We start from the raw sequence: 26309 nt of genomic DNA, 5'->3' as shown, positions 1-26309 counted from the left end.
TATAAGCAGTCAATCGGCTACAAAGGAGTTTGGATCGTATTGAAGACCATTCACACAGGAGATTACGAGATCCTTCTTGAAGGAAGCAGTCCGGACTTTCAATCTCAGCTTCATGTGGAGCATGGAGTTGATGGCGTTGCCTACGCCATCCTGACACTCAGTGCTCTTGTTCCGGCAGCTCCCCCCAAGCTAACCCTTCGCTGGAGCTGCCAGGCCATTGATATTCAAGGAATGTGGCATCCGGCAGCGGAACGAAACAGGGGACTGGTTCCCGACTGGCGGGAGGGGTTCCTGTCCAGATCCACTTTCTCTGCACCGGTTGTCAGCCTGTATGGCAGCAGGGGGAACAACGCTCTGACCTTTGCCTGTTCAGACGTTTTGAATCCGCTGGAGCTGCGTGCGGGGCTGAATGAAGAAACGTCCAGCTTTCAATGTGCTGTAACGCTGTTCGCAGGCGATGTCTCTCCCATAACACATTATGAGCTCATCCTGCGGCTGGATTCCCGCAGCGTTCCTTACTATGAAGCACTGGACGCAGCGGGGAAATGGTGGGCAGGCTTGAAAGGGAGTGAGCCGTCCCCGGTTCCTGATACCGCAAGGGAGCCGGTATATTCCACCTGGTACAGCTTCCATCAGCAGCTGAAGCCGGAGATCGTAGAGCTGGAGTGCAGACTCGCAGCTGAACTGGGCTGCGGCGCGGTAATTGTGGATGATGGCTGGCAGACGTCAGATGAAGCCCGAAGGTATGCGTATTGCGGAGACTGGAAGGCCAGCCCGGACAAAATCGCGGATATGCAGGCTCATGTAGCCCGTGTCCATGATCTTGGCATGAAATACCTGCTGTGGTATGCCGTGCCGTTCATTGGCAAGCATAGTGAAGCCTGGCTGCGCTTCAAGGATAAGTTACTCTACTATAGTGAGAGCTTCGGAGCAGGCGTGGCCGATCCCCGTTATCCGGAAGTCCGGGAATACTTAATTTCCTTATATGAGCAGGCACTGCTGGATTGGGATCTGGACGGCTTCAAGCTCGACTTTGTAGACAGCTTCTATGTGGAAGGGCAGGCTGCCAGCCAACACGAGGACGGAACGAACGGCAGGGATACAGGCTCGGTTCCGGAAGCCGTCGATCTGTTGTTAAGCGGAATCCTCTCCCGCTTGCGGCAGCTGAAGCCGGATATTATGATCGAATTCCGCCAGAATTATACCGGACCGCTGATGCGCAAATACGGCAATATGTTCCGGGCAGCAGATTGTCCGAACGATGCCCTGCAGAACCGGATGCATACAATCGATATCCGGCTGATCTGCGGGGATACCGCGGCACATGCCGATATGCTGATGTGGAATCCGGAGGAACCGGTAGAGGCAGCGGCATTACAGTTCATTAACATTCTGTTCGCTGTGCCGCAGATATCCGTCCGGCTGGATACTCTGCCGGAGCCGCATAAGGCTATGCTGGGCTTCTGGTTAAGCTTCTGGCGCGGGCACCGGGATGTACTGCTGGACGGCACATTGGAGCCTGTGAGTCCCGAGCTGCTGTATCCGCTTGTCATCGCCCGGACCGCGCAGAAGTGGGTGTTTGCCGCTTATCATGATACAGTAATCCCTGTAGCAGGGGATTTGCCCGGGCTGGTTCTGGTAATCAACGGGACGCTGAACCCTCGCCTGGTACTGGAGCTGGACCGCGATCCGGGTCTGCTTCTTGTGAAAATCCTCGACTGCCGGGGAACGGTTGTAGCGGATCACAGGCTGCTGTGGAATAAAGGAGTGCATGCACTAGAGGTGCCGCCGGCAGGGGTAATCATGATTCGGCCTGCCAGAATAGCTGAATAATTGATCTTACAAGACGCCTGGTCCCCCACACATATTCCAGTGGGGGGCCGGGCGTCTTGAAGCTGTTCTGGTCTGGCTACTGCCGGCTGATTAATGGGAGCAGAGTTAATCAATCCAGCAGCTTCCCGATAAAGACCCGCATAGCCAGTGTATCTGGAGCATTCTTCTGCCGGATGATCCGGAAATCCCGTTCAGTTAGTGTATGCCTGATTCTTAGTTCACTTAATTCGCCGCTGGCCAGCTCTTTGCGTACAATCCATCTGGACAGCAGGACAGTCCAAGTCCGGCGCTGACCGCTTCCTTGACACCCTGACTGCTGTTGAATACATAGGAGCGTTTGACCTGAATACCTGATTCCTGCAAAAAACGGTCGCTGAAAGCCCGGGTGCCGGAACCCGGTTCACGCAGCACCCAGACTTCATTATGCAGCATCTGATCCTCTACAGCGAGTTCACTGCTCAGCGGGTGAGCGGAGGGTGCGACCAGAATCATCTCGTCCTTCATATACGGGATGATGGACAGATCGGAGCCTGACGTTTCACCTTCGATGAAGCCGATATCCAGCCGGTTAGACCGGACCGCAGCAATAATCTCTTCCGTATTGCCTATTGTTACCTGGAGCCTGACCAGCGGATATTGCCGGGCGAAATCGGCCAGGCGGGCCGGGAGCACATATTCCCCAATCGTGAAGCTGGCTCCGATCTGCAGGGTGCCGGTCACTTCATCCTGCAGCAGCCGGATCTCCCGGCCTGCCTCTTCATAATGCATGAGCATCTGTTTCGCATGCTTGTAGAGAATGGCTCCGGCTTCAGTAAGACGTACTTGCTTGGGGGAACGGTGCAGCAGCTTCACTGCGAATTCGTTCTCCAGATTGCGGATATGCAGGCTGACCCCGGGCTGGGAGAGGTTGAGCAGCTCGCCCGCCTTAGAGAAATGCTGCTGCTCTACTACGGTAACGAAAACGCGGAGCCCATCAGTAATCATAATAATCCCTCATTTATTGAAGATGGATGTAGCTGTAATTACGGTTTTTTTCTATTTTAACATAGTGAATTCGCCTAAACATAAGTATTTGTAATGATTGAAATAGCAAACCTGTATTTCACATTCCGTAAACATGCTTATATAGTAAAGCTATAAAAGCGTTGTTATAACGAAGTAGTGAATGGGGCGCGGGACGGATGAATGGAAGCGGAAGTTACAGATTGCAGCGGAGTAATCATAGATATTTCTACTTTGCCGGCGGGATTGTGGTTACACTCACTCTGGCGGTTGCGGCGAAATATTTAGCCTTGCTGCCGGTCCTCGGCATTATGGGCCAGCTGGTGCTGGCCATTCTGCTGGGGATTGGCCTCAGAGCAGTAGCTGGTGTTCCGGAGCAGGCCATGGCAGGCGTACGGTTCTCGGGCAAAAGACTGCTCAGAGCAGGAATCATTCTGCTGGGGATGAGACTAAATCTGGGAGATATCGTTCAGACGGGTCCAAAGGTGGCCGGGATTGCAGCTATTAACCTGGTGTTCACGCTGTTCACTGTGTATGGTTTGGCGCGTTGGCTGAAGATGGACAGAAGACTGGGGCTGCTGACCGCGTGCGGAACAGCCATCTGCGGCGCGGCAGCAGTAGCTGCCATTGCCCCGCAGATCAAAGCGACAGACAACGAGACGGCAGTAGGAGCGGCAACAGTAGCGATTCTGGGAACTGTTTTTACACTTGTATATACGATTCTATATCCATACATGGGCTTAAGTGCTTCGGGGTACGGAATCTTCGCAGGAGCAACCCTGCATGAGGTGGCACATGTCATCGCTGCAGCCGTACCTGCCGGGCAGCAAGGCTCCGATCTGGCAGTACTGGTGAAGCTGACGCGGGTAGCAATGCTGGTTCCGGTCGCTCTGATTCTGGGCCTGATAGAAGGCCGCAGGGAGCGGAAGCTACACCGCCGCATGAAACTATCCAATGGAGCAGAAGGATATGCCGCCGAAACGGAAGGAAACCGGGAGCGCAAGAAGCTCCCGGTTCCCTGGTTTATTGCAGGCTTTCTGTTGATGAGCGGAATTAATACACTTGAGGTCATCCCTCAGCAGCTTGCGTCAGACATGATCACACTTGCCTATCTGCTGCTGGCCATGGCGATGGCGGGACTTGGACTCGGGATAGACCTCAAGACCTTCAGCAGTATGGGGCGTAAGCCGGTAATCGCCGGATTCATAGGTTCGGTATTCATGTCGCTGCTCGGATTTGGGCTGGTACATTGGTTGGGATTATCTTAGTCCAGTGGAACGGAACACATCACATCATAGATCACGCTCAAACCCCTGAGTAAGCCATGAATCCGCCGTCCACAGGCACGGTGATTCCGGTGACGAACCCCGACATTTGCTCATCTGCCAGCCAGAGCAGGGTGCCGAGCAGATCCTTGGGCGTACCGAAACGGCGCATCGGGGTTTGGGAGATGATTTTGCGGGAACGTTCTGTCAGCTCTCCATTACTGTCCACAAGCAGCTGTTCATTCTGAGCGGTTACGAAGAAGCCCGGGGCTATAGCGTTAACCCGTATTCCCGCATCTGCCAGATGGACGGCCAGCCATTGCGTGAAGTTGTTAATTCCCGCCTTGGCAGCACTGTATGCCGGAACTTTGGTCATCGGCGAAGCGGCACTCATAGAGGAAATGTTGATGACTGATGTTCCGGTGCGCCCGAGCATCTGCTTGGCGAAGATCTGGGTCGGAATTAACGTTCCGGTCATATTTAAATCAAGGACATTGCGGAACCCGCTTACAGACAGATCGAAGAAGGAGACGATATCCGGGTTCTCCAGGTCTCCGTCCGCGAAGGTCTCATGGGTCGTAATAGCCGAAGGCTGATTACCGCCGGCTCCGTTAATTAATAAATCACAAGGCCCCCAGTGCTGCAGAAGTTCATCGGCTGCCTGCTGCACATTGTTGGAATCCATAACATCACAGGCGAGGGAAAGTGCTTGGCCTCCGGCTGCGGTTATCTGCGCAGCCAGAGCGGCGCCTTTGTCCGCAGTGCGGTTCAGAATGGCGACCTTGGCGCCTTGACGGGCTAATTCCAGGGCCATCACGCTGCAAAGTGCGCCGGCTCCTCCGGTAATCACGGTGATTTTGCCTGCCAGTTGAGGCTGTAGTGCCAACTCAGACATAAGTATCCAACCCTTCTCTAATTTAAGTATATTCCTAAGTAGGACTAAGTCTGTTTACTATCGGGCATCATTACCCGCCGGGCGGGGCTTCTATTCAGTTCCTCGGATTCCTTGTTAAATGGACGGATAAGCCGTTTCTACTTGTAGTACTGCGGGTATTTCTCCATCAGCATTTCCTGATCGGCAATGGTTAATGCCATATGCTCCTGCATCATATGATCACCCTGCGAAACATCATGTGTCTGAATCGCTTCATAGAGGCAATAATGCTGCTGATACAGATGCTCCCAATTATGATCTGCCGTAAGCTTAAGCATCCGGCTGCGGTTCAGATGGACCTTGATCTGCTGGACTACTTCCCAGGTATTCTTTTTGCTGCAGCCTGTAAAGATCAGATGATGAAATTCTTCATCCAGCATGAACATTTCCTTATAGTCCTGATCTTCAATGCAGAGTCTCTGTTTATCCAGATTCGCCTTAAGATCTATAAGATGTTTGGCCTGAAAAGAGCTGCAGGCCTCGCGCATAACCGCCCGCTCCAGATGTTCGCGCATGAAGCGGGCTTCCTCGACGAGTCCGGAATCAATAAGAGAGACAACCGTTCCGCGCTGGGGATAGACATCGAGCAGGCCCTCTTGGGCCAGCCGGACGAAGCTCTCTCTGACGGGAGTTCGGCTAACATTGAATTTAAGTGAAATCTCCTTCTCCGAGATGCTGGTGCCGGGAGGGAGCTCCAACAGCAAAATCTGATCCTTCAAAGAACGATACACGATGTCCCGTGTGGAAACCGCTTGTGTACCGATAATGTATTCCATCGCGTAGCCCTCCTGTTAAGTTGTTCAGAAGCACTACCATACTACCATACAAGTATGGTAGTATGGTAGTGCAAACAGGCAGAAACGGCTAATACCGTCCTTACCAGGACAAATTTCCGCTTCTGCGGGAAAGATAAGAACGTTATATTGCGAGTAGCTTATACATTCTTATCTTCTAAAATACGGTATGACGAAAGGCTGGAGAACACATTGAGTACCTCACCTTTTATTCATGAAGATTGGCTGCTCCTCAACAAAAGTGCGCAAACCCTGTACCATGACTATGCCCAAAAAATGCCGATCTACGATTTCCACAGTCATCTGAATCCTCAGGAGATCAGCAGCAACCGCAAGTTCCGCAATATCGCCGATCTGGCGTTATCGGGGGACCATTACAAGTGGCGTGCGCTGCGCTGGCTCGGCATCGATGAACAGCTGATTACCGGGAACGCTCCGGACAAAGACAAATTTATGGTCTGGGCGCGTTCAGTACCCGAGATGCTGGGCAATCCGCTGTACCATTGGACACATCTGGAGCTGAAGCGCTACTTCGGCATCGATGAGCTGCTCTCGGCCGATAATGCGGAGAGCGTCTGGGGCCGCTGTAATGAACAGCTGCAAGGAGACGGCATGACTACACAGGGCATCCTTAAGAAGCAGAATGTTGACGTCGTCTGCACAACGGATGATCCGGCTGATTCCCTGGAGCATCACATTCTTATTAAGAATGACAGTGCACTGGAGACCGTGGTTGCTCCAACCTTCAGACCGGACCGGGTGCTGAATATCCGCGATGAAGGTTTTGCCGGCTATGTTGCCACGCTTAGTGAAGCCAGCGGACTGGAAGTTCACTGTTATTCCGAATTCATGAAGGCTGTGACTTCGCGGATCGATTATTTCCACAAGCATGGCTGCCGCCTGTCGGATCAGGCCTTCGGTGAGCTTCCGCACGCACATTCGACGGAACATGAAGCAGCTTACATATTTGCCCGTGCCTTCAAAGGCGAGGAGATCAGCGCCCAGGAGGAACAGAAGTTCCAGAGCTACACACTGCTCAAATTAGGCCGGCTGTATCACGAGCGGGGCTGGAGCATGCAGCTGCATATCGGGGCGCTCCGCAATAACAACTCACGGATGTTCGATGCGCTTGGCAAGGACAGCGGGTTCGATTCCATTCTGGACTTCAATATGGCCCGCAGCCTGAACGCCTTGCTGAATGATCTGGACGCCAGCGGACAGCTTCCGAAGACCATTGTGTATACGCTGAATCCGTCACAGTACGAGATGATTGCAACATCGATCGGTAATTTCCAGGGCTCGGGGATCAAAGGCAAAGTGCAGATGGGCTCAGGCTGGTGGTTCCATGATCAGAAGGAAGGCATGCTGCAGCAATTGAAGGCGCTCTCCAGCATCGGCCTGATCAGTCCATTCGTCGGCATGCTGACCGACTCCAGAAGCTTCCTCTCCTTCACGCGTCATGAATACTTCCGCCGGATTCTCTGCAACCTGTTCGGCACATGGATTGAAGAGGGCGATCTGCCGCGTGATTATGCTTTTGTGGGCCGGACGATTGAGAATATTTGTTACAACAATGCCGATGCGTATTTCGGGATAAAATAGGTTGTGGCTAAAATGGAGTAGGATTAACATCAGCGCCTGGGTGGACGCTCCGCAAACGGACTGTTGTTACAATCGCTGTGCTTTCCGGATTTTTTTCATTCCCCTTAGCGGTGAAAATCCGGAAACCAAGGCGAACGCTGCCGCTTTTCCACAATCAGTCCGCCCGCTCCGCTGTTTAAGTGTAAGGTGCTACTACAATCTTAAGAACAACAGTAAATGCATCCATTGATTTGAGTTTCAATCAAAAAACAGCAGGTCTCCTTTTTGGAGGCTTGCTGTTTTTTTGTTTTTTTAGAAAAGAATGATGCCTCTTCAGGCAATCTCCCTCTTAGTGTGCTCGTATACTCAGGGGATGCTAGTTGGATAAACGTCATCTAATACTGCAACAAACTCTGAATCTGGAGATTTAGTTGGAAAAACTCCACTTAGTCCCGATCAAGTAAATCCAGCAGAAAAATTAAGTGTAGAAAATCCAACTAGCTTCCTACAGGCGGAGGGGGCTACATAACAATCGGGTCAGCGAAGGTTCAACTCGCAGTTTGAATTGATGAATGGTACTTCGAATCTCGGGAATGTTGAAAAGCGTGAGCGTCCATCCAAATGCGCTGATGTTGATCCAACTCGAGGGTAAGTGTTTAAGCTCACTTCGTACTGCTCCGGTAAGCAGATGGAGAAACGCCAGTAGTCTTCTTGAATACCTTGGAGAAATGGGCCAGCTCCATGCCGACCTGCTCGGCGATATTGGAGATGCTGAAGTCGGTGTAGGAGAGCTGTCTTTTGGCGAGCTCCATCCGTTTCAGCTGAACGTACTGCATCGGGGGAACGCCGATGAATTTCTTGAAATAGGGAATGAAATAGTTCGGATGCAGATGAACGAGCTCCGCCAGCTCCTCCACATCAAGCGGACGCATCAGTCGCTGGTCAATGTAAGTCAGCACATTCGCCAGCTTCCCCTGATCGCTGGTATGTGTCAGGTCATCCAGGAAATTGCTGTAGCCTCCCGATTCCAGACACAGCGCCAATAGCGTGAGCAGCGATGCCTGTGTCCGCAGAGTCGCCAGAAAGCCGGTATCCTGAAACAAATCAATCATTTCCGTGAAAATCGCCCTTACCGCATCCGGGTCCGGCACATCGCTGATATAGAGCTTATTGGCAGAATGAAACAGCGGCCATTCCCCGATCTGCGCATCAAAGTGACAATAGTAGCGTGTGTAGGGATCATTCGGCGAGGTATCGGTAGTCTGGGTAGAGCCGGCCGGCATGATCATTAATTGCCCGGGCTTGGGATAATAGGCCACGCCGTTGATAATCACCTTGCCTTCGCCGGAATCAATATAGTACAGCCGGTTGAAGGAAGGGGTCTCGTTTGTCCTATTCCATCCGGGGTATCTGCTGGTCAACTGGGCATGCGTAACTGTAACGGTCAGATTCTGCAGCAGGCGTCCGGTCAGATTTCCGCTGGCATTCATATTCATAGGTTTAGCTCCTTTACAACGCTCATAAACTCATTATACCGCTTTCATTTATCTAATACATCTTATTTATATACAAAAACACCTTAATTACAGTCATGTTCAGCGAGGGCGATTAAGGTTATCCTCATATCATAAACTGTAATAGGAAGTGATTGGGAGATGGAAAAGGTACGATTTGGCATCATCGGAGTGGGCAATATGGGGCGAGCGCATGCGCAGAGCCTGCTAAGTGATATTAAGGGGGCTGAGCTGGCAGCCGTATGTGACACCAGCCCGGAAAGGCTGGACTGGGCGGAGGAGCATTTGCCGGATAGCGTGCAGCGGTTCCTGTCACCGGAAGAGCTGTTCAAGTCCGGGACCATTGATGCTGTGCTGATTGCTACACCGCATTATGACCACCCGCCGCTCGCGATTGAAGCACTGGGTTACGGGCTGCATGTTCTGATAGAGAAGCCCGCAGGCGTGTACACCAAAGCTGTTCAAGAGATGAACGACGCTGCTGCGAAGTCTGACCGCAAGTTCGGCATTATGTACAACCAGCGGACCAACCCGCTCTACCAGAAGCTGAGAGAGCTGATCAAGTCAGGGGAGCTGGGGGAGATCCGGCGGACGAACTGGATTATCACCAATTGGTACCGCTCACAGAGCTACTATGATTCCGGCGGCTGGCGGGCGACCTGGGGCGGAGAAGGCGGAGGTGTACTGCTTAACCAGGACCCGCATCAGCTGGATCTCTGGCAGTGGACGACGGGAATGATGCCGAAGCGGGTACGGGCTTTTTGCCAATTCGGGAAGTACCGCAACATAGAGGTTGAGGATGACGTGACGGCTTATGTGGAATACGAGAACGGCGCAACGGGGCTGTTCATCACCACTACAGGGGAGGCGCCGGGAACGAACCGGTTCGAGATCACAGGCGACAACGGTAAAATCGTAATCGAAGACGGGAAGCTGACGTTCTTCCGCCTGCGCACACCGGAGCCGCAATTCAATGCTGAATTTACCGGAGGATTCGGAGCACCCGAGTGCTGGAAATGCGAGATTCCGGTTGCACCTGGTGATGGAGATCAGCATAAAGGCATTATGCGAAATTTCACCAATGCCATTCTTCATGACGAGCCGCTCCTGGCGCCTGGTGAAGAGGGGATTCACGGATTGACTCTTTCCAATGCGATGTACCTGTCAGCGTGGACTGACAACTGGGTAGACCTGCCGATCGACAGTGACTTGTTCCACGAGAAGCTGATGGTGCAGGTGCAGAACTCTACTTTTCAAAAGGCACCCGTCAGCCAGAAAGCCCTGGATGTATCGGGAACCCACTAGCATCGCTCTTTAACCTGCAGGTATAACATCATCTAACCAATTCAAACTAAGCTAGGAGTGGATAAATGAGATGGAACGTTCAACGATTGCCGCACAAATGTATACCTTACGTGAATTTACCCAGACCCCGGAGGGGTTAAGAGAAAGTCTGCGGAAGGTGAGTGAAATCGGCTACCAGGCCGTGCAGATCTCGGGGATTGGTCCCATTGACCCACAGCTGGTGAAGGAGTATGCGGATGAATACGGTTTGAAAATATGTGCAACGCATGTCCCCTGGAACCGGCTGGTGAATGATCTGGATGCGCTCGCAGCTGAACATAAGCTGTGGAACTGCAAGTACATCGGCCTTGGCGGACTGCCGGCAGAGTATCAGACCAGCCAGGAAGGCTACCGCACCTTTGCCAAGCTGGCCTCCGGTATTGCGCGTACCCTGAAGGAGCAGTATGGCCTGCAATTCGTCTATCATAATCATGATTTTGAATTTGAACGTTTCGAAGGTATGACTGGTATGGAAATTCTGCTGCAGGAAAGTGATCCGGAGGTGTTCGGCTTTGAGCTGGATCTGTACTGGGTTCAGGCAGGCGGCGGCGATCCTGTAGAGTGGATTCATAAAGTGAAGGGCAGAATGCAGGCCGTGCATTTCAAAGATATGACGGTTCTGTCGCGCAAACCAATTTTTGCCGAAATCGGCCAGGGGAACATGAATTACGGAGCGATTATTGAAGCCTGCCGCAAGACAGGTGTGGAATGGCATATCGTGGAGCAGGATGTGTGCCAGCGTGATCCGTTTGAGAGCCTGGAGATTAGTCTGAACTATCTGCACGCTAAGCTGGAGGTTGAGGCATGAGCCGCAAGGATGGGATGATGTATGCCCCTGTGCATGAGGCCAAGCCTGTAGTTGGCCCCGGTGAATTCGTAATTGCCGCACTGGCGCTGGATCACGGGCATATCTACGGGATGTGCAACGGGCTTGTGGAAGCAGGAGCACAGCTGAAATGGGTATACGATCCTGACCCGGAGAAGGTAAAAGTGTTCCAGAACACCTATCCCGGTGTCCGGGCCGCACGCTCGGCTGAAGAGATTCTTGAAGATCCTGAGGTCCGGCTTGTAGCGGCGGCGGCTATTCCGTCAGAGCGTGGTCCGCTGGGTCTGCGCGTCATGGCACACGGCAAGGATTATTTCACGGACAAAACACCGTTCACCTCGCTGGATCAGCTGGCAGCAGCACGGACTCAGGCGGAACAGACGAAGCAGAAATACATGACTTATTTCAGTGAGAGACTGCATGTGGAGAGCGCTGTGTATGCAGGTCAGCTTGTGCAAAAAGGCGCAATCGGCCGTGTTCTCCAGGTCATTGGAATGGGACCTCACCGGTTAAATGCGCCAAGCCGTCCGGACTGGTTCTTCCAGCGTGATAAATATGGGGGCATTCTCTGTGATATTGGCAGCCACCAGATTGAACAGTTCCTCTTCTACGCCGGCTGCCGCGATGCCAAGGTTTTGCATAGTAAGGTAGCCAATTATAACAATCCGGCTTACCCGGAGCTGGAGGATTTCGGTGATGCCACGCTGGTGGGCGATAACGGGGCGACCCAATATTTCCGCGTAGACTGGTTCACTCCGGAGGGGTTAGGAACCTGGGGCGATGGACGGACGATCATCATGGGCACCGAAGGGTATATCGAACTGCGCAAATACAGCGATATTGGCCGCTCCAGCACCCCTGACCATGTCTACTATGTGGACCGCGAAGGAGAGCATTATGAGCATGTAGCAGGTAAAATCGGCTTTCCGTTCTTCGGCGAGCTAATCCTGGACTGCCTGCAGCGTACAGAAAATGCCATGACCCAGGAGCATGCCTTCAAGGCGGCCGAACTATGCCTGGAGGCACAGCGGCAAGCGCTCAATCTGACCCCGGATACTCTCAAATAGTTGCATCACAGCTATCAGAAGAACGGAAGGTGTATAAGATGAATCCAATTGGAGCAGCGATTATCGGCTGTGGTGCGATTGCTCCGCTGCATGCCAGGGCCATTGCTTCTATAGATTATGCGCGGCTGCTGGCCGTGGTGGACAGTGATCCCGTTCAGGCAGCGCAATCCGCCCAGGATTACGGCTGTGAGGGCTTGACGGATTACAAGCAGCTTCTGGAGCGGGCAGATATCGGAATTGTCCATTTGTGCACGCCCCATCATCTGCATGCCGGGATGGCGGTTGAACTGCTGAAGGCCGGCAAACATGTATTAACCGAGAAGCCGATGGCACTGGATGTACCTTCGGCCCGGTTAATACAGGCAGCAGCGGATCAAGCGGAGGGACAGCTCGGTGTAGTCTTCCAGAACCGTTACAATGACCCTTCGGTCCGGATCAAGACGATGATAGATTCCGGCGAACTGGGAGCCCTCATTTGTATGAAGGGGGTAGTTACCTGGACCCGTAGCAGCGATTATTACAAGAATAGCAGCTGGAGAGGACGCTGGGCCACTGAAGGCGGAGGTGTGCTCATCAACCAGACTATTCATACTCTGGATCTGCTGCAATGGTTCGGCGGTGAAATCTCTTCCGTGAAGGGCAGTGTCACCATTGATGTGCTGAATGATGTTATTGAGGTGGAGGATAGTGCACATGCCTGCATCAGCTTCAAGAACAAGGTGCGCGGACTCTTTTACGGAACCAATGCTTATGGGGTGAATTCTCCCGTTGAACTGGAGCTGGTCTTCGAGCAGGGAACGCTGCTGCAGCGTAGGGATTGCCTGTATCTGTTGAAGGACGGGCAAGAGACGCTGCTCAGCGAACCGGCAACCGGCAGCACCGGAGGTAAATCGTATTGGGGGACCGGACATTCGCGGTTAATTCATGATTTCTATGCCCACATCCGTGACGGCCGTAAGTTCTGGATTGACGCAGCAGAGGGCATTAAGGCGCTGGAGCTGATCGATGGAATCTACAAGTCCTCGGCGGGCAGAACGGGTCTGACGGCAGGACAGTATGTGTAGAATGATTGGAATAAGATGATACGTAGTACACTCATGGTGTACAAGGCAAAAGGATCACGTGCTGTGATCCTTTTTTGGCGTGCTGCAACGATCATACAGGGGTGTTACCTGCAAGATTGACAAATTATAATCTGCATGTGATAATTACCTGACGATCGTCAGGGAGGCTTGAGAGATGACTGCTAACGCGATTCTGCAGGCTGCATGTGCACAATTTGCCGAGAAGGGCTTTGAAGGAGCATCATTGGCCGGCATAGCCCAGGCGGTAGGGATTAAGAAGCAATCCATTGCCACCTATTTTCCGAAAAAAGAAGATTTGTTCATGGCCGCCTTCGGCGAAATGGCCCGTCATTACTATGAATTTCTTGAACAGCTGTATAAGGGCCTCAGGGATACACCTATAGAGATGAGGCTGCGTGAGATTATGTATAAGAACTACTATTACAAAGTGGAGCACCCGGTATTGACCGCATTCTATAAAATGGCCGTGCAATTTCCGCCTCCTTTCTTCCAGGACTTGCTGGAGGCGCAGATTGCGGGGATGGAGCAGCGTTCCGCTGTATTGTACCGGGCGATTTTTGAGGAAGGCATGAACACGGGGATCATACGGCAACAGCGGGCAGACAGTCTGCTCTCGGCGTATTACTGTTTGCTTGACGGGATCGCCATGCAGATGTTTTTTTACAAGCAAGACGAATTTGAACAGCGCCTGGAGGATATCTGGGGGATTTTCTGGGCGGGCATTAAGCAATCCTAACTGGAGAGAGAGGGGCAGAATGATATGCATGTAGATAAGGTTACGAATGAAGCAGGATTACAAGAGGCCTTCCGGATCAGACGTGAAGTGTTTGTGGAGGAGCAGGGCGTACCGCTGGCTGATGAATTTGATCAATATGAGAGCCAAGCAGAGCATATATTGGTGTTTCACGAGGCGGAGGAGGCTGCTGTAGGGACAGCCAGATTGCGGGTTGTGGACGGATGGGCCAAGCTGGAGCGGATTTGTCTGCTGGCCCCGTACCGCCGAAGCGGGCTAGGGTCCGTAATTATCGGCACACTGGAGGCTATGGCTGCTGAGCAAGGACTCCGGCAAGCCAAGCTGCATGGCCAGAAGCAGGCCGAAGGCTTTTATCAGAAGCTGGGGTATGAGACTTCCTCGCCTGTCTTTATGGAGGATGGAATTCCCCACGTCATTATGGTCAAAAGTCTGCAGGTCTAATCTCTCAAATTGACTTTATGACCAGCAGGCCTTATCTTCATTACATGTGATAATGTATGAATTGCAGATGAGAGACAGGGAGAGGGATTAAGCTTATGGAACAGGCGATGTTTGCCGGGGGCTGCTTCTGGTGCATGGTTACACCGTTTGAAGAGCTTCCAGGGATTCACGGAATCGTATCAGGGTACGCCGGAGGCACGGTGGAGAGCCCTACATATGAGCAGGTCAAGACAGGGACAACGGGTCACTTTGAGGTGGTTCAGATTACGTTTGATCCGGCACTTTTCCCCTACGAGAGACTACTGGAGCTGTTCTGGCCGCAGATTGATCCGACCGATGACGGCGGGCAGTTTCAGGATCGCGGTACGCAGTACCGGACAGCGGTATTCTACTACAACGAAGAGCAGCGGCTGGCGGCTTTGGCTTCCCGGGAGCAAGTGGCGGTCAGCGGCAGATTTGAGCTTCCTGTGGTGACGGAGATTCTGCCTGCACCCCATTTCTATCCGGCTGAGGACTATCATCAGGACTATCACAAGAAGAATCCGAAGCATTATAAAGAGGACCGTGAGCAATCCGGACGGGATACCTTTATTTCGCAGCACTGGTAAAAGCGGATAGGGGAATTAGTTTTAAGAAAGCCTTTAATCACCTGGCATCTGGGGATTGAGGGCTTTTTGCTATTTTTGCAGCGCTCTAGAGGCGAAACGGAAGAAATTAAGTCATAAAACCAAAAAATGGGAACCTAAATCCGAAATTTCGAGCCTACTAAATGAAGATTTGCCCTACTATAATCATATTTGTAAACGCATACAATTATAGATGATTCTGGCTTTGATCCGGGGAATGGAGGAGGGTGGAGGCTTTCTGAAATGCTGAATGATCTGTCTGTAGCTTCCGGTTGCCAAAGGTAATGATTACAGTAATACCACTATAATTCAGGAGGAATATTACGATGCCTAAAAAATGGCTAATGTCCATGCTTGCGTTCGTGCTTCTGCTCTCTTGCCTGCCTTTCTTTGGTTCCAAAGCTGCCGCCGCTGATTATACACAGGGAGTAGATTTGTCGGGAACTTCAGCGACGATCTGGTTCAAATCTACGGTAAGCACCAGTTGGGTCGATGTACATTATAAGGTCAATTCCGGAACGCAGCTCAATTACCGTACAACCTACAACAGCAGCAAGGCCCGCTATGAGCAGGTGGTCACAGGCGTTGCCAGCGGAACGGTTCTCACCTATTTCTTCACGTACAATAATGGAACACCGGCATATGATACCGGTTGGTTTACGTATACTGCCGGAACGGCGCCGACTACCCCGCCTGGGGGTTCCTCTGCTTCGATCTATTCCATAGCCGCCTCTTCCATTCCCACCCCGCCGGGAGGTTCCGTGTCGGTGAAGGTCATGAACGGCACGGGCGGGGCCTATCCGGACAATCAGGTATATTGGGGAGTCATTGGCATCAATCCGGCCAACGGCAAATGGAGTTATCTGGACCTGAGCGGCAATCTGCTGCCAATCTCTAATGCGCTGAATGATGCCTCCGGCCATCTGACCAAAAACGGCGTGAATTACGCGAATATCTACCATACCGTAAGTCAGGCTTCCTGGGTAACGATGCCCAAAATCACCTCCGGCCGCATGTTCCTCAGCGTAGGCACGCCGCTGTACATCAAGACTTATGATGACGGCTTTGCCGGACCGGATATTGATAATCCAACCGACCCTAACCGTAATCTCTATTTCGACTTCGTTGAATTCACGGTGGATGCTACAGGCTATCACGGCAACACGACGCGCGTAGATGCCTTCGGTTTCCCGATCCAGCACCGGCTGGTTGGCCTGTCTGGCGGCTATGATAAAACCGTAGGCGAGCTGGAATCGGAGACACGCGCCGGAATCTTCAGCAAATACCAGAATGAAGTGCCATCTGCTTTCAAATCACTTGCTACGGATCAGGCACCTTACCGGATTATCGCTCCTGTCCATGGATCGTTTAAAGCCGGCGGGGCCAACAGCAATTATTTCGCAGGTTATTCCAGCTACAGCACCCAGGATATTCTCCGCAACGATGGCTCGCTTATTGACGCAGCCACCAGCGCTGCCATTAACCGCCATGTCTACACCTCCGGCAACTGGAACAATGTCGCGGACTATTACAAAGCGGCTCCAGCCAATTACTATGCGAAGTTCTGGCATGACCACAGCATCAGCGGGCTGGCCTACGGCTTCCCTTATGATGATGTCAACGGCCAGGCGGCCTATCTCGAAGTCGGCGATCCCAAAGGCCTGATTATCCGCGTGGCCTGGTAGTAATCCGGTTTGATGTTTGAGCGAGCTGGAGATTGGACTACAGCCCAGGCAGGGTGAATCCTGCCTGGGCTGTTGGTTCACAGCGTGATTATCGTGTGATTCCGCCGTCGTTAACTTCTTACCGGCTTTCTGGATATTCCCTCCAGCACCTCATGTGAACGACCGTATTTGCACATGGCGTCACATTCACACTGCAGATCCGAGAATAAAATATAAGATATGTGCCCTGCGTTGTTCTGCTGTAAGGAAGGACGCAGCAACTGGGCCTGAATTTCTTTTTCCCTGCTGTCAGGAGAAATAAGGTATAAGCTGCATTCTGGCTCATTCAGTGACAAGGCTAGATCGTACAGCCTAAGGATGCCCGAATAGATGGACGTGCTTTTCTCCACTTCAAAGGCAGCAATCATTCTGTTCTTATCATCAAGCCAAAGCACATCAATGAAGGATATGGTGTCAAAGGCTGCTTTGGATACCTGAAGCGGAGGCAATGCGGGCAGTGAAAGCTCGCCGAGCTTTGCGCTGTTCCATTGTCTCTTGTGATCATTCTGGGCGATCCATACCTTATACCCGAGCGAGCGGCCTAATCTTGCCAGATGATATTGCATTTCGCTATGTGTATTATCTTCACGGATATCATTCATGAACTCGGTATGACGTTTTAACCGGGTTTTCTCCTGCTTGACTGCCTCAGATTCCAGAATTCGCTCTGCATTACCGCTTACAATGAGACGGCCGGTGCCAATTTCAAACACAAACCCTCCAATAGCACCTAAATCATTGGACAGCAGGGAACGTTGTTCATTATTCATTTGGAGCAGGCCTTCACGCATTTCCAGATATGCAGTCCATGAACCCAGCTTGATCTTCTGGCCCAGAAGTTCGTTATAGCCTTTTACAATTGCGGTATTGAACGGCGGGAACAGGGTGGGATGAAGAAAATATATAATATTGGCTACGGCAGGGCCAAGCCCTTTGATATGCATATTGTCGAGTTTATAAATCTCCTCCAGAATTTGCTTCTCCTGGCTGGCTTGCTGCACTGCCTTCAGAAAGCGTCCAAAAGCGAGCTGATGGACATCATTCTCATAAATATCCGGAATACGCAATTTAGGTTTCCAGTAGAAGGCATGAGCCGCTCCTTCAAAAATCTGTTTCTGCTCACAAATGGCGGACATTACAAACTCCAAGGATGAACCTTTATAATCATTGCCGAATGTCCGGGCTTCAATGCTGCGGATGACGTCTGTCAGTCCGTTTTTGATTGTACGGAATGCCTTTAACCGCTCGCTATTATTCAGAAACCAAGTGTTGTAAACAGACTCCGGGTCTGCCTTATAAGCTTTGATACGATCTGCAATATAGTGATTGTCCATGCCGCTTATCCTCCAGATACCATAGTATCCATATTGTACAGAAGCAGGAGGAGGCTCGCAGTATACTTTGTTGCTTCATTCTTTCTACACATTTGTCCTGTACACTTCTAGTTATTCGCGAGAGCAACTGAAGTGGAGGGACAATAATGAAGAGTAGACTACTGACGGCGACCTTTATCCTGCTGCTTGGAGCTACATTGGCGGGTTGCAGCCCGGGCGCGGATAACAAGGAAGAATCAAGTGCTATCACTGCACAAACAGCGGTAACTACACCTTGGATCGCTACCAAGAATACAACACGGATCAACACCTCTGACCCTGTTCAGGCGGCTGTGCTGGTCTCCCGGACCTTATGGACGGCTGAAACGAAGAGCAACCGGCCATCGTCTGTAGTCCTGACAAGTGTGGATAACTGGCAGATTGCCGCGGTAAGCACGGATCTGATCCACCATCCCAGCAACGGTCCGGTGCTCTTTTTCACCAAAGACGGTGTGCCGGATGAGACTCTGGCTGAGCTGAAGCGGCTGAAGCCGCTTGGCGCAGAGAGCAATGACGGTATTCAGGTAGTAATTGTCGGGCCTTCGTCCGAAGCTGTCGAGACTCAGCTCAGCTCGCTTAATCTGAAGCTGGACAAGATTGAAGGGGATGATCCAGCCGCTGTAGCAGGCGCTATTGATGCTTACTATGCAAAGGTGTCAGGCGAGCTGCCGCAGAGTGTCATTATCGGCTCGATGGATAGTCCTGAATATACCCTCCCGGCTGTCAACTGGATCGCTCATATGCCGGAGCCTTTACTATTTGTGGGGAAAAGCGAAATCCCGGCTGCAACAGCAGAAGCGCTCAAGGAACGCGGCGGCAGTGCAGCAATCTATATTCTCGGTCCCCAATCTGTCATTTCAGCAGGTGTGGAGGAGCAGCTCAAGCAATACGGAACGGTTACGCGCATAGCGGGAGAGGATCCTTATGAGAATGCCATTGCCTTTGCCAAATTCAAGGATACGGCGAACGGCTTCGGCTGGGGAATCACTACTCCCGGACATAACCTGTCCTTGTTGACTACGGATTCTACGATGCTGGCGATTGCCGCTGCCCCCTTCTCCCACTTGGGCAAACACGCGCCGCTGGTCTTCATGAAGCAGGAAGGATTGCCGGATTCTCTGATGAATTATACGATGGAGCTGCAGCCCAAATTCAAGGATTCACCGGCTGAAGGGCCGTATAATCACGCATGGCTGACCGGTGATACGGCAACGATTAGCACCGCAGCGCAGAGTGAGATCGATGACATGCTGGAGATTTCCTCCGCCTCCGGTGATAATCCGCACTCGGGGCATTAGACAGAGCAAGCCGGCAGCGGGACCCGCTGCCGGCCTCTTTGGTGCGCCTCACAGTCGCATCATCTAGGTGGTTCAAATCCACCCGGTAACTTTACCCTTTAAAGTGCCGTAGCCAAAGCAGACATCCGTCAACCGAAGGTAGACGGATGGGCAGGGTGTCTTCCGTGAGGAAGAATCTGAAGGGCCTGCAGGCAAAGTCCAGCCCGGAATGCAGTGAACCAGAGGTGGCGGCGATGCTGGGCGACCCGCCCAAAGAACGGGGAAGCCTATACGAAATCGTATAGCCTACAGGAAAACAAACAAAGGGAGATGACCTGTAGGACTCATCGACGTGATTAGGGTCAGGATGGATGGAACAGAAGGTGCAGATAACTGAGGGAAGTCTCGTAGTCTCCTTGACGCAAACGCGGACAAGGTAGGGGCGGTATAACCGAAAGGGAAAGCCAAATCGAAGGATTGCGAGATGGCGGATCGTTCCGTAGTAGTGAGGAAGTCCAGGCCAATGAAAGCTGGTAACAGACTGGAGGAGAAGACCTGGACGAGTATGTGCCCGATTTTTTTTTTTTTTAGGGGGCAAGTGCCAGCAAAAAAAAAAAAAAAAAGGTGGTGTCGCATACCCTGCTCTCACTCCAAAAGAGGAGAGACAGAGGCGAAGGGAACGTGCTTCGTCAAAGACTGTGAGTGTTCGTGAGTGGAGATCGTAAGCGTCTTAAACCAGCGAGGGTTTGACCGAGAGGGTACGTCCCGCCGAGAGCGAAAGAGCGCTTGAGGATGAGGCAAACTGGCGACCTGAGTACATCCAAAGGCAGCAGGAGCGATTGAAGTTTTTTTTTTCTAACACGTAGTTGCCGGGATGGAACAAGCAAGGAATCGATACTCTGTAGCGAAAACAAGACCAGCTTGGTGAGTAACGGTAAAGGTGGTGAAACACCAATGAAACCGAAAAGACGTTACTACTCCTTAATCGATAAGGTATACCAAATGAACAATCTGCACGAAGCCTGGCTATGGGTAAAGAAGAATCAAGGAAGTGGCGGTGTGGATGGAGTCAGCACCCTAATGTACGAAAAGAATGTGAGCATGAACCTAAGGGAACTCCAAAGGTTATTGCAGCAGGGTCGTTACGTACCCGATCCGGTGCGCAGACGTTTTATCGAGAAGGAAAATGGGAAATTAAGACCGTTAGGCATTCCCACGGTCCGGGATCGGATCTGTCAGCAAGCCGTCCGTCAAATCATTGAGCCCATCTTCGAAGAGGATTTTTACTATTATAGCTTTGGTTTTCGGGCAGGATACTCGGCGCATCAAGCCATACACACGATCCGGCGGGCTAAACGTAGCGGATATGAACATGTAGTAGACCTGGATATTGTATCTTTCTTCGATGAAATCCCCCACGAGGGTCTCATGAAGAAGGTACAAGAAAGAATCTCGGACGGCAAAGTGCTGACGCTCATTCGCGGATGGCTGACGGCGGGAATCATGGAAGATGATCAGTTCCATGAAACGAAAATCGGGTCTCCTCAGGGCGGAGTGATCTCGCCGCTCTTGGCGAACATCTATCTGAATACGTTTGACTGGGGAATGAAGGAGCAGGGATTTGCCGTAGTGAGGTATGCGGACGATGCTGTGATCCTGTGCAAGACCAGGGAGCAGGCAAAGGCAGCATATCTGGTGGCAAAGAAGATGCTGGAAGAAGAACTGCATCTACGGATGCACCCGGAGAAAACAAAAGTGGTGGATTTCGAGGAAGGATTTCGTTTTCTGGGTTTTGACTTTAAGAGGGAATATGTGACCTTGCCGGACGCGAAAGTGAAGAAATATAAAGACAAAGTGCGAAACGCGACCCGCAGGCAACAAGGAAACAACCTGGACGGAATGCTCAAGAAATTAAATGAAATTGTCCGAGGCTTTGGAAATTATTTCGGTATAGGAAATGTGAAGAGGAAGTTTGAACGTCTGGATCAATGGATGCGAATGAGGGTGCGAGCCTTTATGCGTCACAAGAAATCTACGGTGTCAAACCGGCTGATACCAAACAAGGCATTGGAATCAGCGGGAATGGTATTTCTAACAAGTTTACTCACCACACGTTCCTAATTCAGGAGTGAAATAGGCAATCCGGCGACGGATGAAGGAAACTCACTCCTGAAGATGGGGAACTGACGGAGGAAAGCCGTGTGCGGGAAATCCGCATGCACGGTTTGACGGGGAGCCCGAGGGAGTAATCCCTCGTCTTACCCTACTTTATATAACAAGTAAGAAGGCATAACCGTTTCCACTTGGGTATAATGAATGCACGAACTACTAACCAGTCCACGAAAAGGGTGAACGGCTTGTCCAAATCTCAAATACTTATAGTAGACGACGAATGGAATATGCGGAATTTGCTGCGTATATATCTGCTGAACGAGGGCTTCACCACCAGGGAAGCGGCCACGGGGCAGGAAGCCATCCGCATGGCGGGGCAGCACGCGTTTGATCTGATTCTGCTCGATGTGATGATGCCTGACATGGATGGCTGGCAGGTCTGCCGTGTGATCCGGGAGCAGAGTCATATCCCCATCCTGATGCTCACCGCGCGTTCGGAGATTAAGGATAAGGTGCAGGGTCTTGGCATCGGCGCAGATGATTATCTGACCAAGCCGTTTGAGCCGGAGGAGCTGCTGGCCCGGATACATTCGCTGCTCCGCCGTTCTGCACTGACGCAGTCACTGGCGCCCCGGGAAGTAGTACTGGAGTATCCCGATTTGCGGATTTACCCGGAGGCACGCGAGGTGCGTGTACAGGGCCAGAACGTTGATTTTACATTAAAAGAGTTCGATCTCCTGGTCTTGCTGGCGCGCAGCGGACAACGGGTATTCACCCGCGATGAGCTGGTCGAACGGCTGTGGGGCAACGATTACGGCGGTGAAACCCGGGTCATCGACACCCACATCAAGAATATCCGCGAAAAGATGCAGAGAGCGGGCCTGGCGTATAATCCGGTGCAAACGGTATGGGGCCTCGGATATAAATTCCAGGTGACGGGTAGTCCGGATGAAACATAATATCATCGGCTCCAAGCTTGGGCTGGTCATTATGTCCGTATTCCTGATCGTGCTGCTGTCGCTGGGCATGGTGATCGACAGGATGTTCACCCGCTTCTATTACAACGAAATGCAGACGGAAACGGAGGAGCTGGCCTCCCATTTCACGGTCATGGCCCAGTCCAAGGAGTCCACGACCAGCCAGATGATGACGACGTTTGCTGAATTCTCCAATGTCAGTATATTTAACATTCTTCCTGATGGCCGTACGAATCTGCATTCAGGCGTTCACGATTCTGCGGACCGGGCGTTCATCCGGACCGGGGATCTTACAGACATTTTTACCGGCAAAACAGTCAGCTTCCTGTACAAAGATCCAGCGGGGCACCGGTATTTCGTCACAGGACAACCTATCACAGGTGAGGATGGGGTCAGTTCGGCGTTGTATGTAATGTCCTCTACCACGAGTATGGAAGAATCGCTGGCTTCGGTGCGCAATATTCTGCTGCTCGCGGGGATTGGCGCGTTCCTTTTGGCGCTCGGCATCACCTGGATCATTGCCGTGGTCCTGTCCCGTCCGCTTCTGCAGATGCAGAGAGCCACCCGCAAGATCGCCGCCGGTGAACTGGAGACACGCCTTACCATCCGCGGCAAGGATGAGATTGGTTTCCTCGCAGGAGCCATTAACGATCTGGCCGTTGACCTGCAGCGTTACAGGGATACCCGCCAGGAATTTCTGGCCAACATCTCGCATGAGCTGCGGACACCGATTACTTATCTGCAGGGGTATGCCAAGGTAGTGAAGAGCGGGTTATATGAGACGGAGGAAGAGAAGGGGCTGTATCTCGACATCATCGATCAGGAAGCGCACCGGCTGCAGCACCTGGTCGATGACTTGTTCGAGCTGGCGAAGATGGAAGAGGGCAGAATTCCGCTGAACCTGGAACAGGTCAATCTCAGACAGATCGTGGATCAGGCGGTCCGCAGGGTGGAATTACCGGCGAAGGAGAAAGGTCTGCTGCTGACAGCTTCGTACGATGACGGGCAGGAGGTAAGAGTATTAGGCGATGGCAAACGGATGGAGCAAATCGTGATGAATCTGCTGGAGAATGCTGTCCGCTATACCGAAAAGGGACAGATCAGGGTGAATCTAAGATTCACTCCGGACTCGGCAATATTTGTTGTAGAGGATACGGGAATCGGTATTCCGGAGGCGGAGCTTCCCTTTATTTTTGACCGTTTTTACCGGGTAGAGAAATCCCGCTCGCGGCAATACGGAGGCTCCGGCCTCGGGCTTTCCATTGTGAATAAGCTGGTCGAGCTGCTCGGTGGTACGATTGTGTTTACAAGTAAGGTGGGCGCAGGAACACGCTGTGAGGTTGCTTTTAAGAGATAACTAAGAATGTTTTAGACTTATACCTTGCAGGATGTAATCCCAATTCGCATAATCATTCATATCACCGGGCACTTCCAGAACGCAGACATTGCCGATGCCCCATTCCGCTTCTCTTGTTGCACTAAGGCCGGGTATAGGATTAAGGATGAGGATTGTGAATTTCTTGTTGTTTAAAAGTTTTGATAATATCATATGCAGCTCCAGCACCTGTTCAGCGCTTGCAAACCATCTGACAAATAAACTATCGTCGCTGCTGAGCAGACTGTTCCAGAACCGGCCGATCCGGTATTCCAGCTTCAGCCTGTAAGCGGGATAGGAAGCGCTCCAGCCCTGACCTGTAATAATCGGGAAATCGTGGGCGGAGATGATGTTATACAAAGAGTCTCGTATGAAATAAGATGGTGACAGATTGTTCCTGGAATGATCCAAATACACGGGATCTCCATCATCCAGTAAAAAATGGGTCTCATCCAGCGGATGCAGATTTTTGAAATCCATAAAGTTCCTGAACTCATTCTTTAGAAGCCGGTTAATGTCGGTCAGTGAATACGAAATCATCCAATCTAGAGGCATTGAGAATTTCCGAAGGCCGTATCTCTTCAGGTTAATTGCTGGCGCACAAGATGAACCTAAGCTGACGATCAGTCCATAGTCCTTTTTGACGTCTTGTAATTTCATGAATTCACCCATCTCTATCCAGTCTCCATCGTTAGTAAATCATATACGCGATGCTCCGGGAATGATTGGACGGATGAGACAAAATTCAGCAGCGCACATGCTTCGGATAGCTGAGAGGCGATCTCTTTCTGCCGGGTTTGTGCGTAATGAACAAAAAGGTGCCCGGGCAGCCATTTCTTTAGCCTCCCTGGACACCTGTCAATCTTTTATAAGCTTAATGACTCAACTCTTAGTGGTTCATTCCAGCCATTCCGCCCATAATTTCCGGATTCACCATCCCGAAGATCATGGCGATGTGGGCAACAACGAGGAAGCCGCTGATTAGCATGAAATGCAGCTTAAGCTTGCTCTCTTCACTGCGTTTGCGGGCGATGAGACCGAGATCCAGCAGGGCCAGAGGCAGCAGGAAGATGACTCCGCTCAGATAAAAGCTTACCGCAACCACATCCACCCAGGTGTGCCATTCACCATTTGCGGTGAGCGGGATGAAGGCGGTAGGGAACAAGTACAGGAAAACTCCGGTGAAATAAAGTCCGGCAAGAATACTGCATACCCGGTTGAACGCTCGGAGCGGCCCGTTCAGCTTCTTGGTGAACAGAATAATAAACTCCGTAACCGTAATCGTCTCAGCAAAAATCACGGGAATCGCCATAAAAAGAATCAAATTCCATGGCTGATTGTCCGCGAGCAGGGACATATAATGCGTCATGTTCATGTTACATCCTCCAGGTTCAAATATAGCTTACATAGTGATGTTAGTAGATAAGTGTGTGGAAAGTATGAAGAAAGGAAGGTATGATGGACAAAGTTAAACAGGAAGGGAGCACGAACTTGAAGTGAAGGACGCGTTGCATCATATCTTATTTGATCTGGACGGCACATTAACCGACCCCAAAGAAGGCATCACCAAGTGCGTGGAATATGCGCTAAATAAATTAGATATTGAGGTGGAGCATTCCGACCTGCTGATCCCGTATATCGGGCCGCCGCTCTATGATTCTTTTGTTCACATCCAGGGTCTGACACATGAAGCTGCCCTGCAAGGTGTGGACTTCTACCGGGAGCGTTACCGGACGCTCGGCATGTTCGAGAACAGTGTGATTCCAGGGGTTCCGGAGTTACTGGAGAACCTGCGGAATCAGGGATTCAGCCTGTATGTGGCGACATCCAAACCCACGGTCTTTGCTGAGGAAATTCTCCGCCATTACAAGCTGGATCACTTCTTCAAGTTCACCGCTGGCAGCAATCTGGACGGGACGCGCTCGAAGAAGCGCGAGGTGATCCAGTATGTGCTGGACCAGAATGATATTCCTGCCACACAGGCGCTGATGATCGGGGACCGGGAGCATGATATTATCGGGGCGAAGGCCTGCGGTGTGCCCTCCATTGGCGTGTTATTCGGCTACGGTTCGGAGGAAGAGTTATCGGCTGCCGGAGCGGATTATATTGCTGCTACGGTTGAAGAAGCAGGTATGATTATTTCGCGGATTTCCAGTGAATGATATTAACGGATAGATTGCCGGGGGGACAGCGGCATACAACTATTTTTTCACCGCAGTATTGACTTTTAGCGAAGGCATTCAGTATTATGTAACCAGCAACACCATATCTAAGGCAATGACCAGAGACAGGATATCCTCCCAGGACTGACCAGAGAGAGAAGTGCAAGGTGAGAGCTTCTTACAGAGACCAGCCGGATGTTACCCCTTTGCAGCCGTGACACTGAACCCTCCTGCTGTTAGTGA

At 51.6% G+C, this 26309-nt stretch carries 23 protein-coding genes; 16 read left to right on the top strand and 7 right to left on the bottom strand.

Translation table 11 applies throughout. From position 1 onward, the window contains the following. The first annotated feature begins 39 nt into the window (after positions 1–39). Complete coding sequence (locus MHI42_RS03120; protein ID WP_342422738.1) at positions 40–1833, top strand: glycoside hydrolase family 36 protein; 1794 nt, start codon at positions 40–42, stop codon at positions 1831–1833. 222 nt (positions 1834–2055) lie between these two features. On the opposite strand, the gene MHI42_RS03115 is transcribed toward MHI42_RS03120, so the two are convergent. Continuing rightward, positions 2056–2817: a LysR family transcriptional regulator gene (locus MHI42_RS03115; RefSeq protein ID WP_342422737.1), complete on the bottom strand. Its 762-nt coding sequence runs from the start codon at positions 2815–2817 to the stop codon at positions 2056–2058. A 197-nt stretch (positions 2818–3014) separates the two neighbouring features. On the opposite strand from MHI42_RS03115, the gene MHI42_RS03110 reads away from it, so the two are divergent. Continuing rightward, entirely contained in the window at positions 3015–4103 is a 1089-nt protein-coding gene (locus MHI42_RS03110) for a YeiH family protein (protein WP_342422736.1), read from the top strand. A gap of 37 nt (positions 4104–4140) precedes the next feature. On the opposite strand, the gene MHI42_RS03105 is transcribed toward MHI42_RS03110, so the two are convergent. Together MHI42_RS03105 and MHI42_RS03100 are read right to left on the bottom strand one after the other, a co-directional pair. Beyond that, positions 4141–4995 (bottom strand): SDR family oxidoreductase, encoded by an 855-nt coding sequence (locus MHI42_RS03105; protein ID WP_039292674.1) that lies wholly within the window; start codon positions 4993–4995, stop codon positions 4141–4143. Positions 4996–5132: 137 nt separating this feature from the next. Continuing rightward, on the bottom strand, positions 5133–5810 hold the full coding sequence (locus tag MHI42_RS03100) for a GntR family transcriptional regulator (protein WP_342422735.1): 678 nt from the start codon (positions 5808–5810) through the stop codon (positions 5133–5135). Positions 5811–6020: 210 nt separating this feature from the next. On the opposite strand from MHI42_RS03100, the gene uxaC reads away from it, so the two are divergent. Beyond that, positions 6021–7430 (top strand): glucuronate isomerase, encoded by a 1410-nt coding sequence (uxaC, locus tag MHI42_RS03095; RefSeq protein WP_342422734.1) that lies wholly within the window; start codon positions 6021–6023, stop codon positions 7428–7430. Positions 7431–8071: 641 nt separating this feature from the next. On the opposite strand, the gene MHI42_RS03090 is transcribed toward uxaC, so the two are convergent. Continuing rightward, positions 8072–8905: an AraC family transcriptional regulator gene (locus MHI42_RS03090; RefSeq protein ID WP_342422733.1), complete on the bottom strand. Its 834-nt coding sequence runs from the start codon at positions 8903–8905 to the stop codon at positions 8072–8074. Positions 8906–9064: 159 nt separating this feature from the next. On the opposite strand from MHI42_RS03090, the gene MHI42_RS03085 reads away from it, so the two are divergent. The 8 genes from MHI42_RS03085 (at position 9065) to MHI42_RS03050 (ending at position 16751) form a co-directional block, all read left to right on the top strand. Further along, positions 9065–10228 carry a Gfo/Idh/MocA family oxidoreductase gene (locus MHI42_RS03085; protein WP_171719411.1) on the top strand — a complete coding sequence of 388 codons (1164 nt, stop codon included), beginning with the start codon at positions 9065–9067 and terminating at the stop codon, positions 10226–10228. 70 nt (positions 10229–10298) lie between these two features. Further along, on the top strand, positions 10299–11075 hold the full coding sequence (locus tag MHI42_RS03080; protein WP_342422732.1) for a sugar phosphate isomerase/epimerase: 777 nt from the start codon (positions 10299–10301) through the stop codon (positions 11073–11075). Then, positions 11072–12160 carry a Gfo/Idh/MocA family oxidoreductase gene (locus MHI42_RS03075; protein ID WP_342422731.1) on the top strand — a complete coding sequence of 363 codons (1089 nt, stop codon included), beginning with the start codon at positions 11072–11074 and terminating at the stop codon, positions 12158–12160. The genes MHI42_RS03080 and MHI42_RS03075 overlap by 4 nt, the downstream gene beginning before the upstream one ends. 38 nt (positions 12161–12198) lie before the next feature. After that, complete coding sequence (locus tag MHI42_RS03070) at positions 12199–13224, top strand: Gfo/Idh/MocA family oxidoreductase (protein WP_342422730.1); 1026 nt, start codon at positions 12199–12201, stop codon at positions 13222–13224. Positions 13225–13399: 175 nt separating this feature from the next. Beyond that, positions 13400–13981, top strand: a complete 582-nt coding sequence (locus tag MHI42_RS03065; protein WP_342422729.1) for a TetR/AcrR family transcriptional regulator — start codon at positions 13400–13402, stop codon at positions 13979–13981. A 24-nt stretch (positions 13982–14005) separates the two neighbouring features. Then, on the top strand, positions 14006–14440 hold the full coding sequence (locus MHI42_RS03060) for a GNAT family N-acetyltransferase (RefSeq protein WP_171719416.1): 435 nt from the start codon (positions 14006–14008) through the stop codon (positions 14438–14440). 95 nt (positions 14441–14535) lie between these two features. Beyond that, complete coding sequence (gene msrA, locus MHI42_RS03055; protein ID WP_342422728.1) at positions 14536–15048, top strand: peptide-methionine (S)-S-oxide reductase MsrA; 513 nt, start codon at positions 14536–14538, stop codon at positions 15046–15048. A 344-nt stretch (positions 15049–15392) separates the two neighbouring features. Continuing rightward, positions 15393–16751: a glycoside hydrolase family 64 protein gene (locus MHI42_RS03050; protein WP_342422727.1), complete on the top strand. Its 1359-nt coding sequence runs from the start codon at positions 15393–15395 to the stop codon at positions 16749–16751. Between the two features lie 110 nt (positions 16752–16861). On the opposite strand, the gene MHI42_RS03045 is transcribed toward MHI42_RS03050, so the two are convergent. Then, entirely contained in the window at positions 16862–18124 is a 1263-nt protein-coding gene (locus MHI42_RS03045) for a hypothetical protein (protein ID WP_342422726.1), read from the bottom strand. A gap of 146 nt (positions 18125–18270) precedes the next feature. Between MHI42_RS03045 and MHI42_RS03040 the strand changes: the two genes are divergently transcribed. From MHI42_RS03040 to MHI42_RS03025, 4 genes are all read left to right on the top strand, one after another. After that, positions 18271–19461, top strand: coding sequence for a cell wall-binding repeat-containing protein (locus MHI42_RS03040; protein ID WP_342422725.1), 1191 nt, complete (start codon positions 18271–18273; stop codon positions 19459–19461). A 933-nt stretch (positions 19462–20394) separates the two neighbouring features. Next, on the top strand, positions 20395–21561 hold the full coding sequence (gene ltrA / locus MHI42_RS03035; protein WP_342422724.1) for a group II intron reverse transcriptase/maturase: 1167 nt from the start codon (positions 20395–20397) through the stop codon (positions 21559–21561). A gap of 191 nt (positions 21562–21752) precedes the next feature. Then, positions 21753–22511, top strand: coding sequence for a response regulator transcription factor (locus MHI42_RS03030; RefSeq protein WP_342422723.1), 759 nt, complete (start codon positions 21753–21755; stop codon positions 22509–22511). Further along, on the top strand, positions 22501–23886 hold the full coding sequence (locus tag MHI42_RS03025) for a HAMP domain-containing sensor histidine kinase (RefSeq protein ID WP_342422722.1): 1386 nt from the start codon (positions 22501–22503) through the stop codon (positions 23884–23886). Before MHI42_RS03030 ends, MHI42_RS03025 begins: the two co-directional genes overlap by 11 nt. Here MHI42_RS03025 and MHI42_RS03020 read toward each other — a convergent pair whose 3' ends face one another. Together MHI42_RS03020 and MHI42_RS03015 are read right to left on the bottom strand one after the other, a co-directional pair. Further along, positions 23887–24564 (bottom strand): DUF1796 family putative cysteine peptidase, encoded by a 678-nt coding sequence (locus MHI42_RS03020; protein WP_171719422.1) that lies wholly within the window; start codon positions 24562–24564, stop codon positions 23887–23889. A gap of 229 nt (positions 24565–24793) precedes the next feature. Further along, positions 24794–25279, bottom strand: coding sequence for a DUF6803 family protein (locus MHI42_RS03015; protein WP_342422721.1), 486 nt, complete (start codon positions 25277–25279; stop codon positions 24794–24796). A gap of 121 nt (positions 25280–25400) precedes the next feature. On the opposite strand from MHI42_RS03015, the gene MHI42_RS03010 reads away from it, so the two are divergent. Beyond that, a complete protein-coding gene (locus MHI42_RS03010; RefSeq protein WP_342422720.1) occupies positions 25401–26066 on the top strand; it encodes an HAD family hydrolase in 666 nt (221 codons plus the stop codon). The last annotated feature ends 243 nt before the right edge of the window (positions 26067–26309 follow it).

The sequence above is a fragment of the Paenibacillus sp. FSL E2-0178 genome, assembly GCF_038593005.1.
GTDB classification, from domain to species: Bacteria; Bacillota; Bacilli; order Paenibacillales; family Paenibacillaceae; genus Paenibacillus_AQ; species Paenibacillus_AQ phytohabitans.
The sequence above is the reverse complement of the archived record's forward strand: the minus strand, read 5'-3'. Positions and strand labels throughout refer to the sequence as shown.